Origin of the sequence: Streptomyces sp. NPDC002935, assembly GCF_040611295.1 — a bacterium.
In the GTDB taxonomy this organism is placed as follows: Bacteria; Actinomycetota; Actinomycetes; order Streptomycetales; family Streptomycetaceae; genus Streptomyces.
This window is the reverse complement of the sequence record NZ_JBEXNW010000032.1, coordinates 79,600-105,481: the sequence shown is the minus strand read 5'-3', so window position 1 is coordinate 105,481 and position 25,882 is coordinate 79,600. Positions and strand designations below refer to the sequence as shown.

At 69.6% G+C, this 25,882-nt stretch carries 24 protein-coding genes; 14 read left to right on the top strand and 10 right to left on the bottom strand.

The genetic code is table 11. The annotated features are described in order from the left end of the window. Positions 1–287 precede the first annotated feature (287 nt). A complete protein-coding gene (locus ABZX90_RS33510) occupies positions 288–629 on the top strand; it encodes a peptidoglycan-binding domain-containing protein (RefSeq protein WP_261706364.1) in 342 nt (113 codons plus the stop codon). A 199-nt stretch (positions 630–828) separates the two neighbouring features. On the opposite strand, the gene ABZX90_RS33505 is transcribed toward ABZX90_RS33510, so the two are convergent. The 3 genes from ABZX90_RS33505 to ABZX90_RS33495 form a co-directional block, all read right to left on the bottom strand. Next, positions 829–972 (bottom strand): helix-turn-helix domain-containing protein, encoded by a 144-nt coding sequence (locus ABZX90_RS33505; RefSeq protein ID WP_355211231.1) that lies wholly within the window; start codon positions 970–972, stop codon positions 829–831. Then, positions 972–1,166, bottom strand: coding sequence for a hypothetical protein (locus ABZX90_RS33500; protein WP_355211229.1), 195 nt, complete (start codon positions 1,164–1,166; stop codon positions 972–974). Before ABZX90_RS33500 ends, ABZX90_RS33505 begins: the two co-directional genes overlap by 1 nt. A gap of 577 nt (positions 1,167–1,743) precedes the next feature. Next, the gene (locus ABZX90_RS33495) at positions 1,744–3,417 is read right to left on the bottom strand and encodes a GAF domain-containing protein (RefSeq protein ID WP_355211226.1); all 1,674 of its coding nucleotides are present in this window, start codon (positions 3,415–3,417) and stop codon (positions 1,744–1,746) included. 293 nt (positions 3,418–3,710) lie between these two features. Here ABZX90_RS33495 and ABZX90_RS33490 point away from each other — a divergent pair, with 293 nt between their 5' ends. The 8 genes from ABZX90_RS33490 to ABZX90_RS33455 all read left to right on the top strand — a co-directional run bounded on the left by ABZX90_RS33490 (position 3,711) and on the right by ABZX90_RS33455 (position 12,625). Further along, positions 3,711–4,736, top strand: a complete 1,026-nt coding sequence (locus ABZX90_RS33490; protein ID WP_351130194.1) for an NAD(P)-dependent alcohol dehydrogenase — start codon at positions 3,711–3,713, stop codon at positions 4,734–4,736. A gap of 20 nt (positions 4,737–4,756) precedes the next feature. Continuing rightward, the gene (locus ABZX90_RS33485; protein ID WP_355211223.1) at positions 4,757–6,367 is read left to right on the top strand and encodes an extracellular solute-binding protein; all 1,611 of its coding nucleotides are present in this window, start codon (positions 4,757–4,759) and stop codon (positions 6,365–6,367) included. A 70-nt stretch (positions 6,368–6,437) separates the two neighbouring features. Next, positions 6,438–7,316 (top strand): sugar ABC transporter permease, encoded by an 879-nt coding sequence (locus tag ABZX90_RS33480; RefSeq protein WP_351130188.1) that lies wholly within the window; start codon positions 6,438–6,440, stop codon positions 7,314–7,316. Next, positions 7,313–8,158, top strand: coding sequence for a carbohydrate ABC transporter permease (locus tag ABZX90_RS33475; RefSeq protein WP_351130185.1), 846 nt, complete (start codon positions 7,313–7,315; stop codon positions 8,156–8,158). Before ABZX90_RS33480 ends, ABZX90_RS33475 begins: the two co-directional genes overlap by 4 nt. Continuing rightward, a complete protein-coding gene (locus ABZX90_RS33470; RefSeq protein WP_355211219.1) occupies positions 8,155–9,243 on the top strand; it encodes an ABC transporter ATP-binding protein in 1,089 nt (362 codons plus the stop codon). The genes ABZX90_RS33475 and ABZX90_RS33470 overlap by 4 nt, the downstream gene beginning before the upstream one ends. A gap of 1 nt (position 9,244) precedes the next feature. Beyond that, positions 9,245–10,324 (top strand): ABC transporter ATP-binding protein, encoded by a 1,080-nt coding sequence (locus ABZX90_RS33465; RefSeq protein ID WP_351130180.1) that lies wholly within the window; start codon positions 9,245–9,247, stop codon positions 10,322–10,324. Positions 10,325–10,584: 260 nt separating this feature from the next. Continuing rightward, positions 10,585–10,917 carry a putative quinol monooxygenase gene (locus tag ABZX90_RS33460; protein ID WP_351130178.1) on the top strand — a complete coding sequence of 111 codons (333 nt, stop codon included), beginning with the start codon at positions 10,585–10,587 and terminating at the stop codon, positions 10,915–10,917. A gap of 322 nt (positions 10,918–11,239) precedes the next feature. After that, on the top strand, positions 11,240–12,625 hold the full coding sequence (locus tag ABZX90_RS33455; protein WP_355211214.1) for an MFS transporter: 1,386 nt from the start codon (positions 11,240–11,242) through the stop codon (positions 12,623–12,625). Between the two features lie 45 nt (positions 12,626–12,670). Here ABZX90_RS33455 and ABZX90_RS33450 read toward each other — a convergent pair whose 3' ends face one another. The 4 genes from ABZX90_RS33450 to lnt form a co-directional block, all read right to left on the bottom strand. Continuing rightward, on the bottom strand, positions 12,671–14,596 hold the full coding sequence (locus tag ABZX90_RS33450) for a GAF domain-containing protein (protein ID WP_355211211.1): 1,926 nt from the start codon (positions 14,594–14,596) through the stop codon (positions 12,671–12,673). Positions 14,597–14,899: 303 nt separating this feature from the next. After that, positions 14,900–15,700 (bottom strand): 3-hydroxybutyrate dehydrogenase, encoded by an 801-nt coding sequence (locus tag ABZX90_RS33445; RefSeq protein WP_355211208.1) that lies wholly within the window; start codon positions 15,698–15,700, stop codon positions 14,900–14,902. A gap of 54 nt (positions 15,701–15,754) precedes the next feature. Then, positions 15,755–16,234: an NUDIX domain-containing protein gene (locus tag ABZX90_RS33440; protein WP_355211205.1), complete on the bottom strand. Its 480-nt coding sequence runs from the start codon at positions 16,232–16,234 to the stop codon at positions 15,755–15,757. Between the two features lie 152 nt (positions 16,235–16,386). Further along, complete coding sequence (gene lnt, locus ABZX90_RS33435) at positions 16,387–18,000, bottom strand: apolipoprotein N-acyltransferase (protein WP_355211202.1); 1,614 nt, start codon at positions 17,998–18,000, stop codon at positions 16,387–16,389. Positions 18,001–18,224: 224 nt separating this feature from the next. On the opposite strand from lnt, the gene ABZX90_RS33430 reads away from it, so the two are divergent. Beyond that, positions 18,225–19,295, top strand: a complete 1,071-nt coding sequence (locus tag ABZX90_RS33430) for an O-antigen ligase family protein (protein WP_355211199.1) — start codon at positions 18,225–18,227, stop codon at positions 19,293–19,295. Positions 19,296–19,312: 17 nt separating this feature from the next. On the opposite strand, the gene ABZX90_RS33425 is transcribed toward ABZX90_RS33430, so the two are convergent. Continuing rightward, positions 19,313–19,858 carry a hypothetical protein gene (locus ABZX90_RS33425; RefSeq protein ID WP_355211196.1) on the bottom strand — a complete coding sequence of 182 codons (546 nt, stop codon included), beginning with the start codon at positions 19,856–19,858 and terminating at the stop codon, positions 19,313–19,315. Between the two features lie 50 nt (positions 19,859–19,908). Next, positions 19,909–20,700, bottom strand: a complete 792-nt coding sequence (locus ABZX90_RS33420) for an aspartate/glutamate racemase family protein (protein ID WP_351130161.1) — start codon at positions 20,698–20,700, stop codon at positions 19,909–19,911. A gap of 58 nt (positions 20,701–20,758) precedes the next feature. Between ABZX90_RS33420 and ABZX90_RS33415 the strand changes: the two genes are divergently transcribed. Then, positions 20,759–21,934, top strand: coding sequence for a glycosyltransferase (locus tag ABZX90_RS33415; protein WP_355211193.1), 1,176 nt, complete (start codon positions 20,759–20,761; stop codon positions 21,932–21,934). A 73-nt stretch (positions 21,935–22,007) separates the two neighbouring features. Here the strand turns inward: ABZX90_RS33415 and ABZX90_RS33410 are convergent, their stop codons facing one another. Continuing rightward, positions 22,008–23,342 carry a TerD family protein gene (locus ABZX90_RS33410; RefSeq protein WP_355211190.1) on the bottom strand — a complete coding sequence of 445 codons (1,335 nt, stop codon included), beginning with the start codon at positions 23,340–23,342 and terminating at the stop codon, positions 22,008–22,010. Positions 23,343–23,640: 298 nt separating this feature from the next. Between ABZX90_RS33410 and ABZX90_RS33405 the strand changes: the two genes are divergently transcribed. The 3 genes from ABZX90_RS33405 to ABZX90_RS33395 all read left to right on the top strand — a co-directional run bounded on the left by ABZX90_RS33405 (position 23,641) and on the right by ABZX90_RS33395 (position 25,714). Then, positions 23,641–24,057, top strand: coding sequence for a DUF6643 family protein (locus ABZX90_RS33405; RefSeq protein WP_351130154.1), 417 nt, complete (start codon positions 23,641–23,643; stop codon positions 24,055–24,057). A gap of 42 nt (positions 24,058–24,099) precedes the next feature. Then, positions 24,100–24,924: an MOSC N-terminal beta barrel domain-containing protein gene (locus tag ABZX90_RS33400; protein WP_355211184.1), complete on the top strand. Its 825-nt coding sequence runs from the start codon at positions 24,100–24,102 to the stop codon at positions 24,922–24,924. 184 nt (positions 24,925–25,108) lie between these two features. Further along, entirely contained in the window at positions 25,109–25,714 is a 606-nt protein-coding gene (locus ABZX90_RS33395; RefSeq protein WP_355211181.1) for a hypothetical protein, read from the top strand. The last annotated feature ends 168 nt before the right edge of the window (positions 25,715–25,882 follow it).

The following is a 25,882-nucleotide window of genomic DNA, read 5'->3' as shown; positions in this document are numbered from 1 at the left end:
GTCACCCACGCAACTACCTGGCATTTCTCGGCCTCGCCGCAGCCCTCTGCTGCTACAAACGACTCCTCAAACTCACCATGTAGGACACCGTCTTAACGGGATCTGCGCCGTCCGCCCGCGCACACGGGAGGAAGATCGGCGGCAGACGGCGGCGATTCACCAGCCGCAGGGACCTGCGAATCACCGGAATCTTCGGGCTGGGCGCGGCGAGCGGATTGATCCTCGCCACTTGGCTGCCGACCTACCACAACGCCGACCCTACGACCTCCTCTTCGCCTCCCCGGCACATGGAATCCCCACTGCCGACGACTCCCGCGCCGAAGGACCCCTCCCTCCCGACTGAAGGGCAGTCGAACCGCCCGCCGCACGGCACACCAGACCCGCCGCTCCCCGAAATCCCGGGCACGGGCGTCCTGCGCCAAGACGACAGCGGCCATGGCGTCTACGAGTTGCAGGTACGTCTCCTGCAGATACCCGGCATCTACGACGGTGGGCCGATCGACGGGCGCTACGACGCGGAGGTCCGAGCGGCAGTGACCCTGTTTCAGAAGCGGTACGGGATCCGCGGCGATGAGACCGGGGTCTACGGCGACAACACACGTTTTGCCCTCATGCTGCGGACCAAATAGCCAGCGACAGAAGGACGGTTACCAGGATCAACGTCGGCGCCAGTCCCACTGCAGGAACACGCCCCAACTGCGGCAGGGTCGGCGCCACCTACCCCGCAGCGTCTCGTCGAGGTTGCGGATGCGGTGATGTGTGTCCAGAGAGCCGGACGAGTGTCCACTTCAGGGAACCGATGAGGTGACGAGGGCCCCCATGACTCCATCATCTGCGCTTGCGGCGCAGGACCCCGTGCCAGCGGCAGACGTTGAGGGCGAAGTGGAGGTCGAAGGCGTTGGCGTCGAGGTCGAGGTGGCAGTGGTCGACGGCCCGCTGGATGCGGTAATGGACGGTGTTGCGGTGGACCATCAGCTGATCCGCGGTGGCGGCAGCAGCAGCGCCACCACGTCCCCGGTCCCGACACCCCGCGCCCGCAGGGCCGCCGCGGCCCGGCGCACCCGGCGGGCGAACGCCGCGTTGTCCAGAATTGCCACGTCATGAGGGAGGCAGGGCCCGTCCGCGTCCCCACGGGCCCGCAGATCTGACAGTTCCGCGATCTGCATGTCGGCTCCTCGAAGTGACGCGGTGCTCCGCGACCAGCCGCGTCCCGACGCGGGACGGATGTCCGGTACGTGAGGAGAGACGGTACGAATCCGGGGCGCCGCAGGCACTGATGGCCGCAACTGCACGCCGACGCGCCGTTCTTGACCCGGGCACGGTTGCGTCCTCGGAAGTGATCTGGCCATCTGGCCGGGATCTTCGGGTGAACCGTTCCATCGCCCTGTTGACCCCCAGAATCGTCATCTCAGGGCTGTGGACGGCCAGACCGATCGGGCATCGGCGGAACAACCCGTCACGCGGCCGGCAGCAGGCGTGGCTCAGACCCGGGGGTCGCTCCCCGCTCCAACGCCTGGTGCGGGGACGAGTCAGATGCCATGTGACGTATTGAACTCGGTCAGAGCCGGCAACCCAGCGGGCGCGGTGTCACGACGCGGTGGCCATCACCCGCGCATCCCACGACGGCCCTGCCTCCACGCCTCAGGGGCTGGGGCCACCGGGCCTCGTCCATGCTGTGTGGCCGCCCGAGCGGCGACGTCGAGCAGGCGCCGCACGCCACGGCCGGCGTGCCGGACCGGCCCGTCACGTCAGGCTCGACGGAACGATTCCGTAGCGGCGCATCTTGCGGTACATCGTGGCGCGGGAGATCCCGAGGTCCTGCGCGGTCCGCTGGACGTTGGAATTGCGGTCCATCAGCCCACGCAGAATGGCGTCGCGTTCCAGCGCCTCGATGGTGGTCAGGACCTTGTGCGAGGACACCCGGCATTCCGGCGGCAGGTCCTCCACGTGGATCACCCGGCCGGAAGGCCGCCGCGCCAGGCCGCGGATCACCGACTCGAGCTGCCGGACGTTCTCCGGCCAGGGGCATCGCTGAAGCAGGGCCAGCGCATCCGGGGAGAACGTGCACTCGCCGCTCGGCCGGTACTTGCGCAGGAACAACCGCGCCAGGTGCTCGATGTCCCCATAGCGATGCCGTAGGGGAGGCACCTCCACCGAGGCGCCACAGAGCTGGTCGAGCTGGTCGTCGGCACTGACCATCGACGGCTGGCAGATCATGACCAGTTGCCCGGTCGCGCTGCCGTCCAGCTGCACCAGCAGGTTGCTCAGCCGCTGCCGCAGCTGGTCGCCCAACAGGTGGACATCGCTCAGGACGAGCACGTTGGACGGCACGATGAGCAGCTCTCCGATGTCGTGCAGCCAGCGCTCCGTGACGGCCGGTGCATCCGACAGCGGCGCTTGCGTCATCTCCAGCCGACGTCCGGCGCCGCGGGCCCGGTGCAGGGCCTCGACCAACGTCCTCTTGCCGACGCCGGCTTCGCCCAGGAGATGAAGCCATGTCCCGGCGACGAACGCTGTTTCGCTGTCGGCGACCGCGCGCAGCCAGTGCGGGGACGAGCCCACCAGTCCCAGATTGGAGCGGGCGGGCGCGGCGGAACCCGCAGGTGTGGGCTGGGGCCGTCCGATCAGCCGGACTCGGAAGACGGCGCCCGCGTCGCTGTCCTCGCGCCGACAGCGACTGACCCTGAGTTCGGCGACCCGTCCCGAGGGCAGGGCGATGCTGCGGGTCCCCTCAGGCCGGGGATGGTCGGCGATCTCACGGGCGTGGTCGAGCAGCGCATACTGATCCGGCCCGGTCACGGTGGCGCTGAGCTGCTCGTTCATCATGACGACATCGCGGTTGAGAGCGAGCACGGGTCCTGGGCGCGCCGAGGAGCACGCCTCCATGTAGTCCTGGAAAAGAGCCCGCTCGCGCCGCGAGGTGATCGCCGCGATTTCGGCCTCGATCTGGGCCGCGACCGAGCGGGCGAAGGCCATCAGCATGCCGTCGGAGCCCTGACGGATGGTGGTGAGGTTGAAGGCTCCCAGCAGGGTGCGCCGGGTGGGATGCAGGATCGGCACGGCCGCGCAGTGGAAGTCCCGCAGCGCCTCGACGTAGTGCTCCATCCCGGCGATCATGACCGGGTGGCCACTGGCCAGCGCGGTCCCGATGCCGTTGGTGCCCACATAGCGCTCGGCGAACACATGGCCCGGGGCCAGGTGTACCCGGTTGAGGTTCGTCGTCAGCCCCTCGTGGGAGACCTTCCGGGAGAGGACCACTCCATTGCGGTCTGTGATCATCGTGGAGACCGGGTCGTCGGCGAGCTGCTCGTGCAGCCTGTCCAGGATCGGCAGCCCAGCCCTTGCGAGGGGGCTGTCCAGATTGGGGTTGTCCAGGTACGGAGCGTCGAGGCTGCCCGACTTCACCTTGTATTCCATCGAGCGATGCCATGAGGCCACCACAAGCGGCCGGGCGCTCGGATCCTTGGTGACTTCCAGGTAGAGCTCTCTGGCCACTCTCAGTGAGCTTTCGGGTTGTTGGCGGGGCATTAACACTCCCGTACTGCGCGCGTTACATCCCTCGGTGCAGTGATTGGACCAGCTCGACAGCGTGGCGCCTACGGCGTGTACCACATTGAGACATTCGCGGACGGATTCTGAGACATCGACCTGCGATCGGCGGCCTGTGTAATCGGCGCACCACCCCACCCGCCGACTCGCAGGGAGCCGCTATGAAAGCCGTGCAGGTCATCGAGTACGACGAGCCGCCCGTGCTCGTGGACGTGCCGGACCCGCAGATCACCGGCCCGCTGGATGTGATCGTGAAGATCGGGGGCGCCGGAGTCTGCCGGACCGATCTGCACATCCTCGAAGGACAGTGGAAGGACAAGAGCGGGGTCGCCCTTCCGTACACGATCGGTCACGAGAACGCCGGCTGGGTCGCGGAGGTCGGGCAGGCCGTCACCAACGTCAAGGTCGGTGACCCGGTCATCCTGCACCCGCTGGTGACGTGCGGTCTGTGCCGCGCCTGCCGGGCCGGCGACGACGTGCACTGCATGAACTCGGCCTTCCCCGGCATCGACGCCGACGGGGGCTACGCCGAGTACCTGAAGACCAGCGCCCGCTCGGTCGTGCCTCTCGCCCCGTCCCTGGAGCCGGCCTCGGTGGCGGCCCTGGCCGACGCCGGGCTCACGGCGTACCACGCCGTCGCCAAGGCGGCCCGGGTGCTGCGGCCAGGCGACAAGGCCGTTGTCATCGGCGCCGGCGGACTCGGACACATCGGAATTCAGGTGCTGCGGGCCCTGTCGCCGGTGGAGATGATCGTCATCGACCGCAGCCCGGAGGCCCTGGCTCTGGCCAAGGAACTGGGCGCCGACCACACCCTCGCCGCGGACGGAAGCGAAGCCGACCGCGTACGGGATCTCACCGGCGGTCACGGGGCGGAGGCCGTCCTGGACTTCGTCGGCGAGGGGGGTGCCGTCGAGACGGGCGTGGCCTGCCTGCGCCGGAACGGCAACTACTACGTCATCGGCTACGGCGGCCACCTCCACGTGCCGACGATCGACGTCATCTCCACGGAGATCAACTTCATCGGCAACCTCGTGGGGTCCCACAACGACCTCTCCGAGCTGATGGTCCTGGCGGCCCAGGACAAGGTCACCCTGCACACCCAGCGATACCCCCTCGCCTCCTTCCGGCAGGCCCTCGACGACCTCGACACCGGGGCCGTACGCGGCCGAGCGATCTTGATCCCCTGACACGTCCAAGGAGCAATTCCATGCGTACGAGACCTTACAAGCGGTTCGCCGCCGTCGCGGCCGTCGCCGCCCTGACCGCCACCGCGTGCACCGCCCCGAACCAGGCACAGGACAAGCCGAAGGAGAAGGCCCCGCTCTTCAAGCTCGGCTCGGAGATCAGCTACAAGAAGTACGGCAAGGACTACCCGGACACCAAGGTGGAGGACTTCCCGGGGCCGTGCAGCTATGAGGCGATCAGCCGGAAGGACTACTCCGGGGAGACGCTGAAGATCATCAGCCACGCCGTCCCGGTCATCGGCGAGCCGACCCAGCTGCACGCCAAGCAGTTCGAGGAGATCACCGGGGCGAAGGTCGAGGTGGTCAACGTTCCCTTCGGTGAGCTGCACCAGAAAATCCTCACGCCCCTGCAGGCGGGCCAGCCCGCCTACGACGTGATGTTCTACCCCTCGCTGTGGATCGGCGACATGGCCCCGTACCTCGCGCCGGTGCCGAAGAAGTATCTGAACACTCCCGGCATGAAGGACGTCACGAGTACCTATATGGATGTGGCGACTTGGAACGGGAAGGTCGTGCAGTACCCCATGGACGGGGACCGGCATTACCTCAAGGTCCGCGCCGACGTGCTGAACGACCCCAAGCAGCAGGCGGCCTACAAGGCGGCCACGGGCAAGGAGCTGAGAGTTCCGAAGACCTGGGCCGAATACCAGGACGTCGCCAAGTTCTTCAACGGTAAGGACTTCGATGGCGACGGCAAGCGCAACTACGGCAGCGCCGAGGTGACCAAGCGCGACGACCTGACGTTCTCCGCCTTCATCAGCCGGGCGGCGCCGTATGTGAAGAACCCGGACGTCAAGGGCGGTGTCTTCTTCGACCTTGAGACCATGAAGCCGCTGATCAACACGCCCGGCTTCGTCCGCGCCCTGGAAGACATGGTGAAGGCCAAGTCGACCTGGGCACCCGGTGGCGCCAACTTCGGCCTGGGAGACGAGATCTTCTCCTTCGGCGGCGGCCAGACGCTGATGTCGTACTCGTGGGACGACGCCTTCATCCAGGCCCAGCAGCCCGACAGCAGGATCCGCAACAAGGTGCAGGCGGCGCCACTGCCCGGATCCAGCGAGGTCTACAACCGCACCACCAAGTCGTGGGACACAAAGGCGAACCAGGCTCCGTATTTCACCTGGGGCTGGACTTCGGCGGTGCCCAGGGCCTCCCGCCACCAGCAGATGGCGTTTGACTACCTGTGCTTCTTCAGCAACGAGGCCAACACCGCCCTCGACCTGAGCATCGGCCGGTTCGGCGTCAACCCCTACCGCTACTCCCACTTCGACCCGAACTTCTGGGAGGGGCTGGGCTGGGACCCGAAGGTCGCCAAGTCGTACGTGAAGACGCTCTCCGGCATGGAGGAGAGCCGCAACCGCGTCTTCGACCTGCGCGTTCCCGGTGTCAACCAGTACATGTCCGCGCTGGCCAACGGCGTCGCCGCGGCCCTGGCGGGCCAAAACTCCCCGCAGGACGCGCTGGACGGCGTGGCCAAGGAATGGTCCAAGATCACCGGCCAGATCGGCAAGGACAAGGTCCAAAGCGCCTATCGCAACGTGGTCGCGCTCGAGGACAACTCGATCCGACCGTAGGACGCCCCGGGTGGCTGGACCCGACCGGACGGCCACCCGGGGGCGCCCGCCCCCTTCCGCAAGGAGAACCATGGACGGCCTGCGCCGGCACAAGAGCATGTTCCTGCTGCCAGGACTGCTCACGCTCTTTCTGATCATCATTTTCCCGCTTCTGTTCACCATCCGGGTCAGCTTCTCCGGCTGGAACGTCAGCAACCCTCAGATGGACTTCATCGGAGGCGCCAACTACACCGCGATGCTGGACGACAGCCGCTTCTGGGCCTCCATCACCCGGCTGATCCTGCTGGCGGGCGGAACGGTCCTGATCCAGTACGTCATCGGGTTCGGTATGGCCATGCTGGTCTGGCGCGAGGCACGCGGCCGCAGATTCTGGCGGGTGCTGTTCCTCGTGCCCATGATGACCACGCCCGTGGTGATGGCCGCCATCTGGCAGACGATCTTCCATGAGTCGCTGGGTCCGGCGAACGATCTGCTGGGGATGCTGGGCCTGACGAAAGTTCCCTGGCTCACCGAGTCCGGGCCGGCGCTGGTCGCGCTGATGACCGTCGAGGTCTGGCAGTGGACCCCCTTCATGTTCCTGCTGCTGCTGGCCGGCCTGCTCAGCCTTCCCAAGGAACCGTTCATGGCCGCCGCGATCGACGGCGCCGGCACCTGGCGCACCTTCTGGAAGGTGACCTTCCCGCTGATGGCGCCGGTCTCGGTCGCGGCGATCATCATCCGGCTGATCGAGGCGTCCAAGCTCTCCGACAGCGTCTACGTACTGACGTCCGGCGGGCCGGGCTCCTCCACGGAGACCCCCGGTTACTACCTCTACATCCAGGGGCTCCGCGATCAGCAGACCGGCTACGGCGGGGCGATGTCCCTGACCTACCTCGTCCTGATGATCGTCACGCTCACGGTCGTCGCCGCCCTGCTCACCAGGGCCTTCAAGCTGAAGGGGGCCTCATGAGGTCGCGCCTTTATCCCGTATTCAAATACACCGTGATCGGCCTGTGGGCCTGCTTCGTCGCGGGACCGTTCTTCTGGGCGATGACGACCAGTTTCAAGAACGCCAACGCGGTCCAGGGCGGCCCCACCTACATCCCCTGGGTGCAGTACAAGCCCACCCTCACCGGCTGGCGCAACATCTTCGGCGGAGCCGGCGGTATCGATGTGATCGATCCCTTCGTCAACAGCGCGATCATCACCATCGCCGCGTCCGCCATCAGCCTGGCCCTGGGGTCCCTGGCCGCCTACGCACTGTCCCGCTACCGGTTCAAGCTGGGCTTCATCAAGAACAGCGATATCGTCTTCTTCTTCGTCTCCCAACGGATCATGCCGCCCGTCGTCCTGGTGATCCCGTTCTTCTACCTCCTGCAGTGGGGTGGCCTCCTGGACAGCATCCCGGGCCTGGTCATCGTGACGGTCGCGCTGCTGCTGCCCATCGCGGTCTGGGTGATGGTGGACTTCTTCAACGGCATCCCCCGGGAAATCGACGAGATGGCGATGCTGGACGGCTGCCCCCCGTTCCAGACCTTCGTACGGGCGATCCTGCCGAACTCCCTGCCCGGGCTGACCGTGGCGGCGATGTTCTGCGCCGTGTTCGGCTGGAACGACTTCTTCTTCGCCTTCCGGCTGACCTTCACCGAGGTCCAGACCCTGCCCCAGGCGGTCGTCGCCCTCAACTCCTCCATTCCACCATGGTGGACGCTGTCCGCCGCCGCGCTCTTCGGCGTGGCACCGCTGATCCTGCTCGCCCTCTGGGTGGAGCGCCTACTGTCCAAGGGGAACCTGTCGGGAGCGGTCCGATGAACCTCAGCGCCAATGATCTGTGCCTGACCGTCGACGGCGTCGACCACCTCAAGAACGTCACCGCCACCTTCCAGCCAGGACGGCTCCACACCGTCATCGGCAGGACGATGGCCGGGAAGACAACGCTGCTGCGGGCCCTGGCCGGTCTGCAGAAAGTGGACTCCGGCTCGCTGACCCGGGCGGGAGCCGACTTCCTGAAGACGCCGGTGTGGCGGCGCGACACCGCCATGGTCTATCAGCAGTTCATCAACTACCCGCATCTCAATGTGTACAACAACGTGGCCTTTCCGCTGAAGCGGGCCGGGCTGTCACGGGACGAGATCCAGCGACGGGTCCGGCAGAGCCTGGCGAGCGTGGGGCTCGCGGACTTCGAGAAGCGCAAGCCCTCCCAACTCTCCGGCGGCCAGCAGCAGCGCGTCGCGATGGCTCGCGCCCTGGCCCGCGGTACCGGCATCCTCCTGCTCGACGAGCCACTGGCGAACCTGGACTACAAGTTGCGCGAACAGTTGCGCGACGAGTTCAAGGCCCTCTTCTCGGACCAGGGCGACACGATCGTCATCTACACGACCACCGAACCCGCCGAGGCGATGATGCTCGGCGACGTGGTCCTGGTCATGCACGAGGGGCGGATCCTCCAGACCGGCACCCCGCAGGAGGTCTTCGAACGCCCGGCGACCACCGCGGTGGCGTCCATCATCAACGACCCGCCCATGAACATCTTCGCGGGCCGGATCGAGGGCGGCCAGGTCACGGTGGCCGACTTCCAGGCCACGCACGTCTCCGCGCACCTGGCCGACCTGCCCGACGGCGCCTACCAGTTCGGCCTGCGTGCCACCGACGTCAGCCTGGCTTCCGGCGGGGTCGAGGGCGAGGTCACCTTCGTCGAGATCTCCGGCTCCGAGACCTTCGTCCATGTGGTCGTCGCCGAGACCCCCTTCGTCGTACAGATCGAGGGCATCCTCGACGTCGCCCTCGGCGACCTGATCAAACTTCGGCTCCGTCCCGACCGGCTGTTCGCCTTCGACGAGCAGGGGACGCTCGTGCGAACACCTTCATACGATCTCGCTTCAGTGGAAGGGCATTGATATGGCGCAGTTGGACATCGTCGACGTCGGGCACGCGTACGCGCCGGGTGCCGAGGAGGAGCGCTGGGCTCTCAAGCCGCTGAAGCTGACCTTCGAATCCGGCAAGACCTATGCGCTGGTCGGACCCTCGGGCTGCGGCAAGACGACGCTGCTGAACATCCTGTCCGGCCTGGTCAGACCATCCCGGGGACGGGTGCTGTTCGACGGCGTCGACGTCACCGCTCTGCCCACGAAGGCGCGCAATATCGCCCAGGTCTTCCAGTTCCCCGTCATCTACAAGTCGATGACGGTCTACGAGAACCTCGCCTTCCCGCTGCAGTGCCGGCGCTGGGACAAGGCGAGGATCGATGCCAAGGTCCGGCAGGTCGCCGAGGCCCTGGACCTGCACGACCGGCTGGGGCAGCCCGCTCGCGGGCTCACCGCCGACGACAAGCAGTTGATCTCACTCGGCCGCGGCCTGGTCCGTGACGACGTGGCGGCCGTCCTGATGGACGAGCCGCTCACCGTGATCGACCCGCAGCTGAAGCACTCGCTGCGGCGCAAGATCCGAGAGATCACCGAGCAGTTCCGGCCCACGGTGATCTACGTGACGCACGACCAGTACGAGGCGATGAGCTTCGCGCAGGAAGTGCTCGTCATGCAGGACGGCCGCGCCGTGCAGCAAGGCACCCCTGAGCAGCTCTTCGAGGCGCCCTCCTCGACCTACGTCGGCTACTTCATCGGCTCACCGGCGATGAACTTCCTGACCGTGGACCGCAACGACGGGCCCTTCGCGCTGGGCGGCCGGACGCTGTCCGTTGCCTGGGACATCCCCCAGAGCACGACCGGGGTCCAGGTCGGCGTCCGGCCCGAACACGTCAAGGTCGTCACGGACCCCGGCCCCAACACCTTCCCCGGCCGACTGCGGAGCGTCAGCGACCACGGCGCGCAGCGCGTGCTCGAGGTCGAGGTCGCCGGGCAACTCGTCAGGGCCAAGACGCCGCGGGAGGAGGGAGTTCCGGTCGGTGAGGAGGTCCTCGTTCACCTGCCGCGCGCCAAGGTCCTTCCGTACGCGGACGGTCAGTTGGTACTCCAGTCGTAACGATCCGTCGGGCACGCCCGCGCCACCTACCCGCTCCACCGCAGCGGGCCGCCCATCGGGGGCCCGCTGCGGCGGGCCGCCCATCGGGGGCCCGCTGCGGCGCGCGGGGCGCGTGGGGCGCCGCAGCCGTGCGGCGGAACGCCGCGACGCGTCCGCTGTCGTGGGGTCGGCGAACCGGCGACAGCAAACCGAGGTCGTACGATCCGCCGTACGCAACGCCCGTTTGATGCAAAATGCACAGACATCAGCGAAGGAATCCCATGATCTTCATTACCGCCAAGTTCCGAGTCCGTCCCGAGCACGCCGACCGCTGGCCCGAGATCACCGCCGACTTCACCCAGGCCACGCGCGCCGAGCCCGGCTGCCTGTGGTTCGACTGGTCGCGCAGTCTGGCGGACCCGACGGAGTACGTCCTGGTCGAGGCCTTCCGCGACGACGATGCCGGCGCCGAGCACGTGCAGTCCGCGCACTTCAAGGCTGCGCAGCAGACGCTGCCGCCCCATCTGGTCGAGACGCCGCGCATCGTGAACGCGACCGTTCCTCAGGACGACTGGTCGCTCCTTGGGGAGATGGCCGTCTCCGGACAGGAGTAGCTCCCTGTCCGGACGCGCGTCAGCGAGCAGCGCGCTCACGGTATGACCGCTGTGCCTCCGAGTTCAACGGAGCGTAGTCAGCACCAAGTCAGCACGGGAGTCAGCACCGCACCGTCAAATCACCCCCAACTACGCGTCCCGGACGGCACTCGTTTCGACCACCTACGAGCCCCTGAACCAGCCTTCCACGACCCTGGCATGGTGGCCACACGCATAGCCAACCCTCGAACTATGTTGCCCCACCACATGTGCCCCTGACCTGCATCTTCCTACCGTGTGCCAACACGTACCCGTCCCCACCGCACATGAGGAAGTGGCGCACATGGCCTCCGGAACCACCGCTCCCCCACCCCCCACCAACCTCAAGCGCATCGTCGCCGCCAGCCTCATCGGCACCACCATCGAGTGGTACGACTTCTTCCTCTACGGCTCGGCCGCCGCCCTGGTCTTCAACAAGCTGTTCTTTCCCGGCTCCGACCCGCTCGTCGGCACGCTGCTGTCCTTCCTGACGTACGCCGTCGGGTTCGCGGCCCGGCCGCTGGGCGCGCTCGTCTTCGGCCACTACGGCGATCGGCTCGGCCGCAAGAAACTGCTCGTGCTGAGTCTGCTGATGATGGGCGGGGCGACGTTCGCGATCGGTCTGCTGCCCACGCACGCGACCGTCGGCGCGGCGGCCCCCGTCCTGCTGACCGCGCTGCGGCTGGTGCAGGGCTTCGCGCTGGGCGGCGAATGGGGCGGTGCCGTCCTGCTGGTGTCTGAGCACGGCGATGCGAAGCGGCGTGGATTCTGGGCCTCATGGCCGCAGACCGGAGCACCCGCGGGCCAACTCCTGGCGACCGGCGTCCTGTCGCTGCTCACCGCCACCCAGTCGGACGACACCTTCACCTCCTGGGGCTGGCGCATCCCCTTCCTGCTCTCCGGCGTCCTCGTCGTCGTCGGTTTGTGGATACGTCTGTCTGTCGATGAATCACCCGTGTTCAAGCAGGCGTTGGCCCGGGCGGAAGCCCGCACGAAGGCTGGGCCGGACAAGCCGGAGACGCTTCCGCTGGTCTCCGTCCTGCGCCACCACTGGCGTGACGTACTCGTCGCGATGGGCGCCCGAATGGCCGAGAACATCAGCTACTACGTGATCACCGCCTTCATCCTCGTGTACGCCACCACCTCCGCGGGTGTCTCGAAACAGACCGCGCTCAACGCCGTCCTCATCGCCTCGGCCGTGCACTTCGCCGTCATCCCGGCCTGGGGCGCGCTCTCGGACCGCATCGGGCGCCGCCCCGTCTACCTGGTCGGCGCCGCGGGTATCGGCCTCTGGATGTTCCCGTTCTTCTCCCTGATCGACACCGGCGGCTTCGGGAACCTGGTCTTCGCCGTCACCGTCGGCCTGATCCTGCACGGCGCCATGTACGCACCCCAAGCCGCCTTCTTCTCCGAGATGTTCGCGACCCGGATGCGCTACTCGGGTGCTTCCATCGGCGCCCAGTTCGCCTCAGTCGCGGCGGGCGCGCCCGCACCGCTCATCGCGACGGCGCTCCTCTCCTCGTACGACAGCTCGACTCCCATCTCCCTGTACGTGATCGGGGCGGTCGTCCTGACCCTGATCGCCGTGGGCCTCGCGAAGGAGACCCGCAACCGCGACCTGTCCGACGTCGAGGCCACGACCGACGAGCGACCCGCTCCCGCCGCGCCGGCGGACGCCCGTTCCGTCTGACCGCAGACCCGCCCCCGATCCCCGTACGCGATCCGCGTGCGGGGATCAGCGCGCTGTGTCCGACGACAACCGGTGCAGTCTCAGGGCGAGTTGGATCTCCAGGGCGCGGGCCGGGCTCTGCCAGTCGTCCCCGAGCAGGCGACCCACCCGCTCCAGCCGCTGCGCCACGGTGTTCACATGCACATGCAGGCAGTCCTTCGTGCGCGCCGGGCTCATTCCGCTCGCGAAGTAGGCGTCGAGGGTGCTCAGCAGGTCGGTGCCGCGCCGTTCGTCGTAGGCGACGACTCCGCCGATCGTGCGGTCGACGAACCCGGAGATGTCCCGGTCCCCGGCGAGCAGCAGCCCGAGGAACCCGAAGTCCTCGGCGGCCGCGCCGTCGCCGGCCCGGCCGAGCAGACGCAGCGCCTCCAGGCAGCGCTGCCCCTCCGCGTACGCCGAGGCCACCACTTCGGGGCGCGCCGCGAGCCGGTCGACGGGCGCGGAGGCACCGACGGTGACCGCCTCGTGAACGGCGGTGCCGAGCTGCTTGGCCGTGCGGCGGGCCAGTGTCGTCACCGTGTCACCGGGTGCGAGCGGGAGCAGCAGGACGGTGCCACCGTCGCGGGCGGCGGCCAGTCCGTGGCGGGTGGTGGCGAGATGGGACGCGGCCGACCACAGCCGTCTGCGCGCGGCCGCCTCCTGGTCGGCGTCGGCGGCCGTGGCGTCGAGCCGGGCCGCCAGCACCACATGAGGGCCGTCGAGATCGGCGCGCAGCCGCGCGGCCCGCTCACGCAGCAGTCTCGGATCGCGGTCCCGGGCGTCCAGCAGGTCGTCCAACAGCTCGCCGCGTACCCGCTGTTCGGCCTCGGAGGCCGAACGTCTGGCGAGCAGGAGCAGCGATGTGACCATCGCGGCGCGCTCCAGGGTGCGTTGGTCGACGGGGTCGAGGCCCGGATGTCCGCGCAGCACCAGCGCGCCGAGCAGCTCGCCGCCCGCCGCCACCGCGGCGACCCAGTCGTCCCCGTGGCGCACGGCGTGGCCATCGGATCGGGCCGCCTCCACGGCGCTGGCCGGTGTGTCGCCCGGCTCCGCGAACTCGACCGTGCCGTCGAGGACTTCGGACACGGCGGCGGCCACGTCATGGACTCCCCCGCCGCGCAGCACGAGTTCGGCGAGCCGGTCGTGGACGTCTGAGGCGCGCTCGATCACTCCGCTGCGGTCCCGGATGATCTCGTTGGCGCGGCCCAGCCGGTCGAGGGCGGAGCGGGTCTCCGCCAGCGCGTTCGCCGTGTCGATGGCCGCCGCGGCCAGCGCCGCGAAGGAGCCGAGCAGCGCGATCTGCTCCCGCTCGAAGACCCGCGCCCTGCGGTCCGCCGCGAACAGCACGCCGATGACCTGGGGTCCGATCATCAGCGGCACGCCGAGAATCGCGACGAGCCCCTCGTCCCGCACTCCCGCGTCGATGGTCCGGGTGTGCTGGAAGCGCTCGTCCTTGAAGTAGTCGTCGGTGACATAGGGGCGGGCGGTCTGGGCGACGAGCCCGCCCAGGCCCTCGCCCATGCCGAGCCGCAACTGCTGGAAGCGCGCGGCGACGGAGCCCTCGGTGACACGCATGTGGGTGTCACCTCTGACGGCGTCGTTCAGGCTGAGATAGGCGACGTCCGTGCCCAGCAGTGACCGGGCCCGCTGGACGATCGCCTGCAGCACGGCGTCCAGGTCGCGCAGGCCCGCGAGGTCGTGCGCGGTCTCGAAGAGTGCGGAGAGCTCGGCCTCGCGGCGGCGCCGTCCTTCTATCTCCGTGCGCACGCGCAGGGCGAGCAGCTTGGCCTGTTCGAGCGCGGCGACGCGCTCGGCGGGCAGGCCCTCGGCGCGGGCGAGCAGCACCGGCTGCTCGTACGCGTCGGCGGTCGCTCCTCTGGCCAGGAGTTCCAGGTACGGCGCTTCCGCGCTGTCGGCGGAGCGCTCGGCTGATGGCAGGTGATCGCGGGACATGGCAACAGGATCGCGCATCCGCGGGGCGGCGCCGCGGCCCTGTGGATAACTCACGACCGACTCCGGTACGGCTCGGGGTGGGACCCCGTTCCCGTGCGCCTCGGGGTGGGGCCGACACCGGGCAGGTCGCGGTGGGGCCGGCTCCGGCGCGGTTCGTGACGGGGCTGATTCCGATGCGGCACGTGGCGGACTCCGGCTACGACGCGACGGGTGACGGGGTCGATTCCGATACCGTTCGGGACGTGGCCGGTTCCGATGGGGCCGGGGCGCGGCGGGCAGGGCATGGCAGTGCTTGGGCCCCGCTCAGTGCGCGGTCCAGCCCCCGTCCAGCAACAATGACGTTCCGGTCATGAAGGCCGCCTGCGGACCGCAGAGATAGGCCACCGCCTCGGCGACCTCCTCCGGCTCGATGAGCCGCTTGATCGCGCTGTCTCGCAGCAGGACCTCGGTCAGGACACGCTCCCGAGGAATCCCGTGGGTCCGCGCCTGATCGGCCAGTTGCTTCTCTACCAGCGCGGTGCGCACATAGGCGGGGTTCACACAGTTCGAGGTGACTCCGTGGGGCGCGCCTTCGAGGGCTGCGGTCTTCGAGAGGCCTTCGAGGCCGTGTTTCGCGGCGACGTACGCCGACTTGAACGGCGAGGCACGCAGCCCGTGGACGGAGGAGACATTGACGATGCGGCCCCAGCCCTGCCCGTACATGTGGGGCAAAGCACCGCGGATCAGACGGAACGGCGCCTCCAGCATCACGGTCAGCACCGTGTGGAACACGTCGGGCGGGAACTCCTCGAGCGGACGGACCATCTGCAGCCCGGCGTTGTTCACGAGGACATCGACACCCGCCGCGACCTGCTCGGCAGCGTCGAGGTCGGTGAGGTCGAGGACGTGCGGCTCGACGGTGCCGGGAAGGCCGGGTATCCGCTCGGCCAGGGTCTCCAGGCCTCCGGCATCCCGGTCGACCGCTCTCACCTTGGCTCCGGCGGCGGCGAGCCGCAGGGCGCAGGCGCGGCCGATGCCGCTCGCGGCGCCGGTGACGAGGGCGGTGCGGCCGCCGAGGTCGAGTGCGGAAGCGTGGGTGCCCGGAAGGGCGCTGGGCGCGGTCATGGCTCGACCCTAGGCAGCAGCCGCCCCCCAACCGATGTGGTCAGCACACACACTTCACGCTGAAGTCATAGGCTCGAACCATGTGGGTGCGTCGACCAGCGCCTGCTTGATCCGGACGAGGGCGTAGTCGTTCAGCTTCGGCAGGGCGTCCACGTCGAACCAGCCGACCTGGAGTGACTCGTCGTCATTGACGCGGGCCTCGCCTCCCACAGCGCGGCACCGGAGCGTGATGTCCATGAACTGGCAGACGTCGCCGTTCGGAAAGTTCACCTCGTCCCCGGCCCGGACCATGACGATGCGCTCGACCTCGACGTGCACGGCGGTCTCCTCGTACACCTCACGCACGGCGCAGGCGGCCGGCTGCTCTCCCGGATCCGGGATGCCGGAGATGAGCGCCCACTTGTGGTTGTCCGAACGCTGCCCGAGCAGGATTCTGCCCTCGTCGTCGAAGACCACGGCGCTCACTCCGGGAAGCCAGAGGAGCTGGTGGCCCGCGGAGGCCCGGATCGCGCGGATGAAGTCGGGAGTAGCCATGGCCCCGACCCTAACCGCGCGACTCCGTCACCTCGGCGGGGCCCCACGAACCGTGTACTAGGGCCTGTCCGGCGGATCATGCCGGAGACGCGGGGTCTGGTGCGCTGATCAGGCGCCGCAGGTTTCCTCCGACTTGCTCCGCCGGACAGGCCCTAGGCGGCGGTGTTACGCCGCGCGCGGAGCACGGTCGCCGCGCCCCAGCCGAGGCCACCCGCCGCGACCAGCACCAGGACGATCTCCGGGATGACGCCGAGCTTCGTGGCCGGGGTCTCGGAGGAGCGCAGCGGCACCTTCTGGACCAGCGAGTCGGCGACGAACATCCCGGTCCTCTGGGTGATCTTCCCGTCGGGCATGATCACGGCGCTGACACCACTCGTCACGGGGACGGTGACGGTGCGGCTGTGTTCGACGGCGCGGACGCGGGACATGGCGAGCTGCTGGTACGTCATCTCGCTGCGGTCGAAGGTCGCGTTGTTGCTGGGCACCGAGATGATCTGCGCGCCATCGGTGACGGTGCTGCGCACGGCCCAGTCGAACGCGGCCTCGTAGCAGGTGGCGAGGCCGACCTTGGTGCCGTTCATGGTGAAGACGCCCGGTTCGGTGCCGCGGCTGAAGTCCTGGCGCACCATCGACGTCCAGTTCTTGTTGATGGCCCCGAGCAGCGAACGCAGCGGCAGGTACTCACCGAACGGCTGGACCTGCCGCTTGTCGTACGTGTCCACCGGGCCCTTGTCCGGGTCCCACAGGATCTGCTCGTTGTAGAGCTTGCCGTCGCGCTCGACGACCCCGCCGACGGAGATGGGGGCGCCGATCGCCTTGGCCGCCTCGTCGATCACGAAGCGCGCGTCGGCGTTGGCGAACGGGTCGATGTCGGAGGAGTTCTCGGGCCACAGCACCAGGTCGGGCTTGGCGGCCTTGCCCGCCTTGATCTCGGCGGCCAGTCGCTCGGTCTCCCGCACGTGGTGGTCGAGGACGGCACGCCGCTGGGAGTTGAAGTCGAGTCCCGCGCGCGGGACGTTGCCCTGGATGAGCGCGACGGTCGTCGTGCCGTTCTCGGCCTTGTCACTGACCAGCGTCCGCGCGGCCAGCGCCCCGACGACGGGGACGGCGACGCTGAGCAGTGCTGCCACGGCCGCGCCCCGGCGCAGGACACGGGTGCCGCGCCCCTCGACGGCGAGTCGGACGATCTCGTACAGCCCGAATCCGCACAGTACGACCGCGAAGCCGAGCACCGGAGTGCCACCGAGCGCGGCGAGCGGCAGGAAGACACCGTCGGCCTGCCCGAACGCGATCTTCCCCCAGGGGAAGCCGCCGAAGGGCGCACGCGCGCGTGCCGCCTCTCCGGCGATCCAGACCGCGGCCGCCCACAGCGGCCACCCGGGCAGCCGGGAGACGAGCGTGATCCCCGCGCCGACGAGGGCGACGTAGACCGCCTCCACCGCGACGAGCGCGAGCCAGGGACCGGAGCCGACCTCGACGCCGGTCCACACCAGCAGCGGGAGCAGGAATCCGAGGCCGAAGAGATATCCGAGACCGAGACCGGCCTTCCAGGAGCGACCGCGCAGGGTCCAGCCGAAGACCGCGAAGGCGGGCAGGGCCAGCCACCACAGGGTCCGTGGCGGGAAGCTGACGTACAGCAGCACTCCGGAGAGGGCTGCGGCGGCGGCCGGAACGAGTCGACGCACCAGGGCGGCTCCGCGCGGGGCGGGCACAGCCTGGGGTTCGAGCTGTTCCGGCTCGTCTACGGTGGTTGCGGTGGCGGTCACTCGGGGAGTGTACGGCGCTTGACCTGGCCGCCGACAGCTCGGCCTTCTCGGTCCCGATGGGCGGAACGCCGCCCGGCAGCTCCCTTCGCACGCCTCTGCCGCAACGTTCCTGCACAACATGTCCCCAAACCGGCGCATCACCCGTTACGGTGTGCCCGAGCCTCTGACGTGCGGCCTGATGCGGTGACGGCGCCCGGGGGCCGGCGGAGTCGGGGGGCGACGGGGTGGGTTCCACGGGGACGGCGTCCGCGGCGGGTTCGGCGGCCACGGGCGAAAGACGCAGCGCCGCGGATGCCGTCGGCGTAGCCGTGCTCGCGGCCTGCGCCGCCTGGTCGCTGATCACCGCGGCCGCGCACGAGGGCCGGCCCGAGGGCATGCTGCTGGCGGTGCTCGCCGTGGCAGCGGGCTACGCCTCGGGGCGGATCTTCGGAGCACTCCTGCCGGTGGCCGCACCCTGTGCCGGAGCCCTGGCCGGACTCGGCCTCGCGATCGCCACGCCCGGCCCGCAGATCAGTCTGGAACTCGGCCACACCGGCGCTACCGCCGCCCTGCTGACCCTCTCCTCCGGCGCCGCGTGCTGCGCGGCCTGGGCCGCGCGCCCGCCGGCCCTGCGGCTCGCGCTGCGACTGCTGGCCGCCGGGACCGCGGTGACCGCGGCGGTCCTGGGGTCGACCACAGGATTCGTCACCTGTACCGGGGTCCTGCTGTGTTCGCTCGCCGCCGCGCGCGTGCGGCGCCGCGCCCTCGGCCTGACGGGGCTCGCGGCCGCCGCGGTGCTGGTGACCGGAGCCACTTGGGCGATCAGCGAGGACGCACTGCCGACCGGACTGACCGCGTCCCTGGAGGGCCAGCTCACCGAGCACCGGGTCCTGCTCTGGCACGACGCTCTGCACATGGCCCGCGCCCATCCCACGCTGGGGGTCGGGCCCGGACGCTACGGCGAGCTCAGTCCCACCGTCGCCCAGTCACTGCTGCCCGACGGCAAACCCCACTCCGCGCCCCTGCAACAGGCCGCCGAGCAGGGCCTGACCGGCGTGGCCCTGCTCGCGGCCGCCTTCTGCTGGGTCCTGTACGCACTGTTGCGCTCGCCGCGTTCCACGCCGATCGCGCTGACGACCGGCGCGGCCCTGACGGCGCTCGCCGCCATCGCGTCGATCGGCAACGCACTCAGTTTCATGACGGTGACCGCGGGTGCGGGACTGCTCGCCGGGATCGCGACGGCACGACCGCTCACCACGGGGGAGCCTGACGACGGCCTGGACCCGGAAGGGCGTTTCGGTCACCCGGGGACATGAGAGCCGCACCTCGGTCGTCAGCGCACCACACCGGACGTGTTCGGGCGCAGGTGGCCGCGGATGATCCGTACCGCGGCTTCCGCGTTGTCGACGGTGATCGTGAACGTATGGCCGTCGCCCAGGCGCAGCACCACGCCCTCGCCACGGCGGACGATGACGGCGGTTCCCTTTTCGGGCCGCCAGCGGTACCCCCAGCCGCCCCACTGACGCGGGGTGACCTGGGGCGCGAAGTCGGCACCGACGACCGTGGAGAGAGGGATGCGGCGGCGCGGCAGACCTATGTGGCCGCAGCGCACTTCCAGGCAGTCCTTGTCCACCTTCACGGCGACAACCACGAACGCGAGCGTGCCGAAGAGGATGAGCAGTCCGGCCGCGATGCATCCGACGACGGACATGATCAGCGGGGCCGTTCCCGACGTCCCACCGGAGTCGACGGCCAGCTCGATCCCGAGAGCCAGACAGGCCAAGCCGCCTATGGCGGGCAGCAACTGAACGCGATTCCTCGCGTGTCCGGTCCAGGTCTCCGGATGCGGGGAGGTTTCGCCGTGGGGGTGGTCCCTCATGCCTATGAGACTACTCAGGTTCCGCTGCACGGGCACCGGGTCGCGGAGCGTTACTCCGCGCGTGCGGGGCTGACCGCCGCGAGGGTGCGGCCTTCCTCGTAGGTGAGCGCGGTCGCGGGCAGCGCGCCCTCGCGCCCGCCCAGAAGCACCGTGACCGTGGAGTCGGCGGACGCTCCGGGGTCGGGGAGCTCGCCGATCCGGCGCAGCGCCTGGGCGGCGACGGCCCCGGCGGAACCGTGCAGCACGATCGGCGGGCGGCCGGGGCGCTGCACGGCCGCGCGGATGCGCTCGGCGACGAGTTCGTAATGGGTGCAGCCCAGGACGACGGCCCTTACATCCTCGGGGGTGTGCGCGGCGGCGGCAGCGATCGCGGCGTCGATGGCCGCCTGGTCGGCGTGCTCCACGGCGTCCGCGAGTCCGGGGCAGGCCACCTCGGTGACGTCCACTCCGGCGGCGAACTCGTCGATGAGTCCGCGCTGGTACGGGCTGCCGGTGGTGGCGGGCGTGGCCCAGATCGCGACAGGTCCACCGCCCGCGGCGGCCGGCTTGATCGCCGGGACGGTGCCGATGACGGGCACCTCCGGCTCCAGATGGGCACGCAGGGCGGGCAGGGCGCGTACGGAGGCGGTGTTGCAGGCGACGATCAGGGCGTCGGGCCGGTGCAGCGCGGCGGCCTCTGCGACAGCGAGGGCACGTGCCGTGACGTCCTCCGGTGTACGCGGCCCCCAGGGCATGCTGCCCGGGTCACAGGAGAGGACGAGATCGGCGTCTGGCCGCAGTCGACGTACCGCGGCGGCAGCAGCGAGCAGTCCGATTCCGGAGTCCATGAGCGCGATCTTCACCCGGTCACCATAGACGATCCGTCCTCACGGGTGACCGCGGTGGGGCAGACTGCGGCAGGTGAGCGCCCTCGTGTGGATCGCTGTCGGATCACTGGCCGCGTGGCTGTGGCTGCTGCTCGGCCAGGGCTTCTTCTGGCGTACGGACATGCGGCTGCCCTCGCACACCGAGCCGGCGGACTGGCCTTCCGTCTGTGTCGTGGTCCCGGCCCGGGACGAGGCCGCCGTGCTGCCCGAGAGCCTGCCGTCGCTGCTCGCCCAGGACTATCCGGGGCGCGCCGAGATCTTCCTCGTCGACGACGGCAGTTCGGACGGCACGGGAGAGCTGGCCCGTGAGCTGGCGCGCCGGCACGGCGGACTGCCGCTCACCGTCGGCTCACCGGGAGAACCCCCGGCGGGCTGGACGGGCAAGCTGTGGGCCGTACGCCACGGCATCGGTCTCGCCCGCGCGCGGGGACCCGAATATCTGCTGCTGACCGACGCGGACATCGCGCACGCGCCGGACAGCCTGCGGACGCTGGTGGCGGCGGCGCGCACGGGTGGTTTCGACCTCGTCTCGCTGATGGCGCGGCTGCGGGTGGAGAGCGTGTGGGAGCGGCTCGTCGTGCCGGCGTTCGTCTATTTCTTCGCGCAGCTCTACCCCTTCCGCCGGATCGCCGTGAAGGGGTCCCGGACGGCGGCCGCGGCGGGTGGATGTGTACTGCTGCGCGCGGACACCGCCGAGCGGGCGCGGATCCCGGACGCGATCCGGCAGGCCGTCATCGACGACGTGGCGCTCGCCCGTGCGGTCAAGCGGAGCGGTGGCCGCATCTGGCTCGGCCTCGCCGATCGGGTCGCCAGCGTGCGCCCGTATCCACGGCTGCACGATCTGTGGCGCATGGTCGCGCGCAGCGCTTACGCCCAACTGCGGCACAATCCGCTGCTGCTCGCCGGTACGGTCGCCGGGCTCGCCGTGGTGTACCTGGTGCCGCCGGTGGCCCTCCTGTTGGGCCTCGCCGCGGGGAACGCGTGGGCGGCGGCGGCCGGAGGGCTGGCCTGGCTGGTGATGACGGCGACGTATGTACCGATGCTCCGCTACTACCGGCAGCCCGTGTGGCTCGCTCCCCTGTTGCCGGTCACCGCGTTCCTCTATCTCCTCATGACGGTCGACTCCGCGGTGCAGCACTACAGGGGGCGCGGTGCGGCCTGGAAGGGCCGCACCTACGCCCGCCCCGACACCGCCCTCGACGAGAACTGAGACCCGCTGAGGACACCGAGGACGCTGAGGACCGCCGAGGAACTCTGCGGAACAAGGAACGGGGCCCCGAGGCTCACTTCCGGCCGGGCGTCCAGTTCATGCCCCAGCCGTAGGCGTAGTCGACGGTGCGCTGCGGACTCACGCCGCGCTCGGGGATCAGGTAGCGGGCCTCGCGCTGGACGATCAGGTCGCCGCCGTTGCCGGTGATGAGGGCGAGCGCGCAGACCGTGGAGGGCGCCGTGCACTCGTCGAGCGAGAAGTCGATCGGCGCGCCGTTCAGCGGCTGGAGGGTGACCGTGGCATGCAGGTCGGCGAAGGAACGCGCGCCTTCGTAGATGGTCACGAAGATGAGGATGCGCCGGAAGCTCTGCTTGTGGTCGAGGTTGATGGAGAGGTTCTCGCCGCTGGCCACGGCTCCCGTGCGGTCGTCCCCGTCGAGATGTATGAACGGCGGCTGGTGCAGCGCCCCGAAGGCGTTGCCGAGCGCCTGGACGACGCCCTTGCGGCCGTCGGACAGCTCGTACAGCGCGCACAGGTCGAGGTCGAGGTCGGCGTGCATGGCGACGGCCCGGCCGCGCTTGCTGCCCCACCCCTTGAACTGCTTGCGCACCTCCCAGTTGAGGTTCACGCGCATGGCACCGGAAGTACCGCCCTGTTTGCTGAGCGAGACGGAGGGTGCCTCCTTGGTGAGCGTCACCTTGGACAGGCGGACCGGCGTCGGAGGAGCCGCGGGCGGCTGCGGAGCCATGGGCGGGGCCATCGGTCGCTGCATGGTCACGGGCGGGGCGACGGGCGGTGGCATGGTGACCGGCGGGGCCACGGGCGGCGGCCCCTGGACGAGGGTGGAGGGCCCCTGCGGTGCGGGGGCGGCCGGGGGTGCCGCGCGCTGCGGCTCGTCCACCGTGATCCCGTAGTCGGTGGCCAGCCCTTCGAGGCCGCTTCCGTAGCCCTGTCCGACGGCACGGAACTTCCAGGCGCCCTGGCGTCGGTAGAACTCGCCCAGCACGAAGGCGGTCTCCACGCTCGCGTCGGCGCTGTCGAAGCGGGCGATCTCCGTGCCGTGCTGTGCGTCGAGGACCCGTATGTACAGGCCGGGAACGCTTCCGAAGGAGCCGCCGTCCGCGGAGGCGGCCAGTACGAAGGTCTCGATGACGGGCTCCGCGCGCGTGAGGTCGACCAGCAGCGCGTCGCTCACCTGGCCGCCTTCGTTCCGCTTCCCTTCGTGGCGCACGGCGCCCGAGGAGTGCGTCGGCTGGTTGTAGAAGACGAAGTCGGCGTCCGAACGGACCTTTCCGGACACCAGCAGAAGGGCGGACGCATCCACGTCGGGCACCCCCGGTCCTGAACGCCACCCAAATTCCACCCGCAGTGCGGTCGTCGGGACAGGAACATTCGATCCCTTAGGCATTGACATGTACGCCCCCATCACGTGTCTCCGCGCCGGTGCGACTCCCGAGCGGGCCGCCGGCTCCGTTCCCGCCAAACCTAATCCCCCGACCACCCGAACTCCCATGACTCGTGCAGGAAGATCCTGGTCAACCGCCGGTAACCCGTCCGCAGCTCGGCCTTTACACGATCTCAACCATCTTTGACGTCCTTTTTTGCCGAGTTCGCTCGCATTGGGGATCCCGCGTCACTGCCGACACGGAAAACAACCCTCTTATCGGTCTCCCCAACCAGCACATCGTGGGCTTAACTTATGTGCCATGACCTCCCCCCGCTCCACCTATGGCGGCGGTTACTACTCCGCCTTCCAGGACACCCCGATCTACGACTCCCTCGTCGCTGAGCGGGGTACCCCCCAGATCGCCCCGATCCGGGTCCCCTCCGCCTACGACTCGGGCAACAACCTCCCGGCACTGCCGTCCGCGCTCCCCGCGCTGCCGGCCGGTCCGTCCTACGGTTACCAGCAGGCCCAGCAGCCCAGTCCGCTGCAGCAGGCCCCCGCGCCGTACATCCCGCAGCAGGCCGCCGCGCCTCGGGGCTATCCCGGCCCCCAGCCGCAGCAGCCCCGCCCGATGGCGAGCGGCACGGGCTACGAGGCGATGCGCCCCGCGGCTCCCCGGCCCGCCCCGGCTCCCTACCAGGATCCCTACAACAACCAGCAGTACCGCGGGTACTGAGCCCGAACCCGATTGTCGGTGCTTCCTGGCACCATGGCGGTCATGGGGAATGCGGAACTGCACTCGATCCACGTCCATCCGGTCAAGGCGTTCCGGGGCCAGTCACCCCGGGAGGCCGAGGTGGAGCCCTGGGGGCTGGCCGGAGACCGACGCTGGGTTCTGATCGACGACGGGGGAAAGGTCGTCACGCAACGCGAGCAGCCGCGTATGGCGCTGGCCGCCGCCGAGATTCTCTCCGGCGGCGGCCTTCGTCTGTCCGCCGAGGGCCGCGAGCCGGTGAGCGTTCCCGTGCCCGAGCCCATCGGCACGACGACCGTCCAGATCTTCGGCGACAAGGTGGAAGGGGTCCTCGCCGATCCGGCCGCGCACGACTGGTGCAGCGGCTACCTGGGCGCCGATGTGCGCCTCGTCCACATGGACGATCCCGCCACACGCCGGCCCGTCGACCCGGAATTCGCCCTGCCGGGCGAGACGGTCAACTTCGCCGACGGCTACCCCCTTCTCGTCACCGCCACCGGGTCGCTGGACGCGCTCAACTCCTTGATCGCGCAGGGCGACCACGCCGACGAGGGTCCCCTGCCGATGAACCGCTTCCGGCCGAACGTGGTCGTCTCGGGCACCGACGCCTGGGCCGAGGACAACTGGTCGCGGATCGCCATCGGCGAGGTCACCTTCCGGGTGGCCAGGATGTCGGGGCGCTGCGTCGTCACCACGACCGACCAGGACACGGCCGGGCGCGGCAAGGAGCCGCTGCGCACGCTCGCCCGCCACCGCCGCTTCGCAGGCAGGCTGATCTTCGGGCAGAACCTGGTGCCCGAGTCCCGCGGCACGCTGCGCGTCGGCGACCCGGTCACGGTCCTCGCCTAGCCCCTGCGATCACATTTCGCCAGAGGCCGGGCAGAGGGAACCCCGGCCCCGGGCGGGATCGTTGAGTCGGCGTGAGATGTTCAGGAAGGGCCCGGGAGAGGGTGATTTCGCTCTCTCTTCCCCGGCCTCTCGCGTGAACGGCTCCGCTGCGGGTTATCACGGACGCGGAAGGGGGTGCGGGACAGTGCGCGCGATCATCGGACTCTGGCGCTGGCGGCACAATCCACTGCGCCGCACGACGGATCTCGTGGAGGCCTGGCTGGCCCTCGCCGCCCTCCTGCTCGTCCTCGTCGCCGCGCCTCTCGTCGGTGCAGCCGTAGGGGCCTCGGCCCAGGACGCGCTGCAACAGGCCGTACGGAACCAGCGCAAGGACCGGCACCAGGTGGCGGCCACCGTGGTCAAGAAGCTGACCCGCGGTCCGCTGGCGCCCGACCCCGAGACGTCGACGGCACGGGACGCCCGCAGCCGCGTCACGGCCGACTGGACGGCGCCGGACGGCACCCCGCAGCACGGCACGGTGATCGCCGGCCTCAAGTCCCCCCGCCCGGGGGACCACTTCCCGATCTGGACCGACCTGCACGGCCGAATAGTGGGCCGTCCGCTGGACAGTGCCACCGCGCTCACCCACGCCGTGCTGGCCGGTTTCGGCGCGGCCGTGCTGTCGGCGGGACTCATGGAGGGTGGCAGACGGCTGATCGTGTGGCACATGGTCCGTCGGCGTTACGCCCGGTGGGACCAGGCCTGGGACAAGGCCGGTCCTGACTGGGGCAAGGCAGGCACCGGCAGTTGACAGCCTTCCCGCTCCGGTCAACCGGGCGTCCCCGCGCACGCTACGGTGGACCGGCCGAACTGTTCGGCACCGTCGTGAGAGGCTGTCCGGCAGGGACCGGGATCCCGACCGACGGGGCATCAGCACGGCCTCGCAGGACCCGCGTACGACGAGGTGGGGGCACAACAG